2 protein-coding genes are annotated in these 2997 nt (G+C 72.9%); one reads left to right on the top strand and one right to left on the bottom strand.

The window, feature by feature from the left end; translation table 11 throughout:
* Positions 1 to 234: 234 nt before the first annotated feature.
* A complete protein-coding gene (locus tag ACFV6I_RS26160) occupies positions 235 to 1920 on the top strand; it encodes a methylmalonyl-CoA mutase (RefSeq protein ID WP_380427969.1) in 1686 nt (561 codons plus the stop codon).
* A gap of 89 nt (positions 1921 to 2009) precedes the next feature.
* Here ACFV6I_RS26160 and ACFV6I_RS26155 read toward each other — a convergent pair whose 3' ends face one another.
* Positions 2010 to 2570: a TetR/AcrR family transcriptional regulator gene (locus ACFV6I_RS26155; RefSeq protein WP_380336823.1), complete on the bottom strand. Its 561-nt coding sequence runs from the start codon at positions 2568 to 2570 to the stop codon at positions 2010 to 2012.
* Positions 2571 to 2997: the final 427 nt, after the last annotated feature.

Here is a 2997-nt window from a genome sequence, read left to right as displayed (position 1 = left end):
CGCGCGGGGCCGCGGGCGGGCGCCCCCCCCCCCCGCCCGCCGGCTAGCTTACCCCCCCCCGCGGCGTGGCCCGAGCCCCGGGGGGGGCCGGGGCCACTGCGCGTTTGCGGCCCCCGGCGTTTCGACCCCGGCATCCATCGACAGCTACTAGGACGTCCGAGTAAATTAGTAGGACGTCCTAATAGCTGTGCCGCCCCGGTGCCGTGGCGGCCGTACGGAGCGGAGTTCGGGGTCATGGACGCCGAGGAGATCGAGCGCGGACGGCAGCGCTGGCAGCAGCGGTACGACAGCGCCCGCAAGCGGGACGCGGACTTCACCACCCTGTCCGGCGACGAGGTCGAGCCGATGTACGGGCCCGCCCCCGGGCAGGCCGTCGAGGGCTTCGAGCGGATCGGCTGGCCGGGCGAGTACCCCTTCACCCGAGGGCTGCACCCGACCGGCTACCGGGGCCGCACCTGGACCATCCGCCAGTTCGCTGGCTTCGGCAACGCGCAGCAGACCAACGAGCGCTACCGGATGATCCTGGAGGCGGGCGGCGGCGGCCTCTCGGTCGCCTTCGACATGCCCACCCTGATGGGCTACGACTCCGACGACGCCAAGTCGCTCGGCGAGGTGGGCCACTGCGGCGTCGCCATCGACTCGGCCGCCGACATGGAGGTGCTGTTCAACGGCATCCCGCTCGGCGAGGTCACCACCTCGATGACGATCAGCGGCCCGGCCGTCCCGATCTTCTGCATGTACCTGGTCGCCGCCGAACGCCAGGGCGTCGACCCGGCGGTGCTCAACGGCACCCTGCAGACGGACATCTTCAAGGAGTACATCGCCCAGAAGGAGTGGCTCTTCGCCCCCGAGCCGCACCTGCGGCTGATCGGCGACCTGATGGCGTACTGCGCCCACGGCATCCCCGCGTACAAGCCGCTGTCCGTCTCCGGCTACCACATCCGCGAGGCCGGGGCGACGGCCGCGCAGGAGCTCGCGTACACCCTCGCCGACGGCTTCGCCTACGTCGAACTGGGCCTGTCCCGGGGCCTGGACGTGGACGTCTTCGCGCCCGGCCTGTCCTTCTTCTTCGACGCGCACCTGGACTTCTTCGAGGAGATCGCCAAGTTCCGCGCCGCGCGCCGGATCTGGGCCCGCTGGATGCGCGACCGCTTCGGCGCCAAGACCGACAAGGCGCAGTGGCTGCGCTTCCACACCCAGACCGCCGGCGTCTCGCTGACCGCGCAGCAGCCGTACAACAACGTGGTCCGCACCGCCGTGGAGGCGCTGTCCGCGGTGCTCGGCGGCACCAACTCGCTGCACACCAACGCCCTGGACGAGACCCTGGCGCTGCCCTCCGAGCAGGCCGCCGAGATCGCCCTGCGCACCCAGCAGGTGCTGATGGAGGAGACCGGCGTCGCCAACGTGGCCGACCCGCTGGGCGGTTCCTGGTACGTCGAGGCGCTCACCGACCGGATCGAGCAGCAGGCCGAGGCGATCTTCCAGCGGATCCTCGACAAGGGCCGCGAGGACCACGGGATCGGCCCGATCACCTCCGGCATCCTGCGCGGGATCGAGGAGGGCTGGTTCACCGGCGAGATCGCCGAGGCGGCCTTCCAGTACCAGCAGTCGGTGGAGAAGGGGGACAAGCGCGTGGTCGGCGTCAACTGCCACCCGCGCAGCGTCACCCCCGAACTGGAGATCCTGCGGGTCAGCCACGAGGTCGAACGCGAGCAGGTGCGGGTGCTGCGCGAGCGCAAGGAGGCCCGGGACGAGGCGGCGGTGCGGGCCGGGCTGGACGCCATGCTGGCGGCCGCGCGCTCGGGCGAGTCGATGATCCCGCCGATGCTGGACGCGGTGCGTGCCGAGGCGACCCTGGGCGAGATCTGCAACGCGCTGCGCGAGGAGTGGGGGACGTACCGGGAGAACGCGTCCTTCTAGGACGCGCCGGTGGGCCGCCCCGTACGGAGCTTCTTCGTGCGGGGCGGCTTTGCCGTGCCCTCGGCCGGGCGGGAATTTTGAAACACGCCCTAGTCGCCCAGCAGGCTGGGGAAGGGGCCGAGCAGCAGGTTGGTGAAGCGGCGGGTCCAGTCGGCGGTGATCGGCTCGCCGCTGACCAGGACGCGGTGCTCGACCGTCCCGGCGATGGTGTCGAAGATGATGTCGATCTCCTCGCGGGCCGTCCGCGGGTCGGCGTCCGGGGCGAGTTCGCCGCGCGTCTGGGCGGCCGCCCGGCCCTGCCGGACCAGGCGCTTCTGCGGGTCGACGATGGCCTCCCGGATCCGGCGGCGCAGGTGCGGGTCGCGGGTGCCCTCGGCGAACAGCGCGAGCAGCGCGGCCTGGGTCTCGGGGCGGGCCAGCAGGTCGGCGAACTGGGCGACCACCGCCTCGATGTCGGCCCGCAGGCTGCCGAGGTCGGGCATCACCAGGTCGTCGAAGAGGCTGGCGACGGCGTCCACCACGAGTTCGTTCTTGGACGGCCAGCGGCGGTAGAGGGTGGTCTTGGCGACCTTGGCGCGGGTCGCGACGTGGCCCATGGTCAGCCCGCCCCAGCCGAGTTCGGCGAGGGCCTCGCGGGTGGCGTCGAGGATGGCGCGGTCGGCGGCGGCACTGCGCGGGCGCCCCTTGGCCCTGGTCGTGGCACCCGCCGAGGGGGCGGGGCCGTCCGCGGTCTCCGGGCCCGTGACGTCCGGGTTCGCGGGGGGCTGGGGGGCCGGCAACCGGGCCTCCTTGCGCTCTACTGGTGAGTAACATGGGTGGGGCTGGTAACGGTAGCGGCTGTTCGCCCGTTCGGGCAGCCGGGCCGCCCCGGAAAGTGGGGCAGGTCACGTCGCGGAACCGCCGGTGGGGCTTGCGGCCGGGACCCCGGCTCCAGTTACGCTACGACTCGTAGCGAAAGCAGTGACAACCAGGCGCCGCACCCGTGGGACGGGGCGGCGCGGGCGCGGGGGGGGGGCGGGGCGGCCCGGGCGGGCGGGATGGCGTTGGTTCGCGCGCCCGCCCGGCCCGCCGCCGTAG

Origin of the sequence: Kitasatospora sp. NPDC059803 (assembly GCF_042732255.1) — a bacterium.
Lineage (GTDB): Bacteria > Actinomycetota > Actinomycetes > Streptomycetales > Streptomycetaceae > Kitasatospora.
Note: the sequence above shows the minus strand (reverse complement) of the source record. Positions and strands in the feature narration are given on the sequence as shown.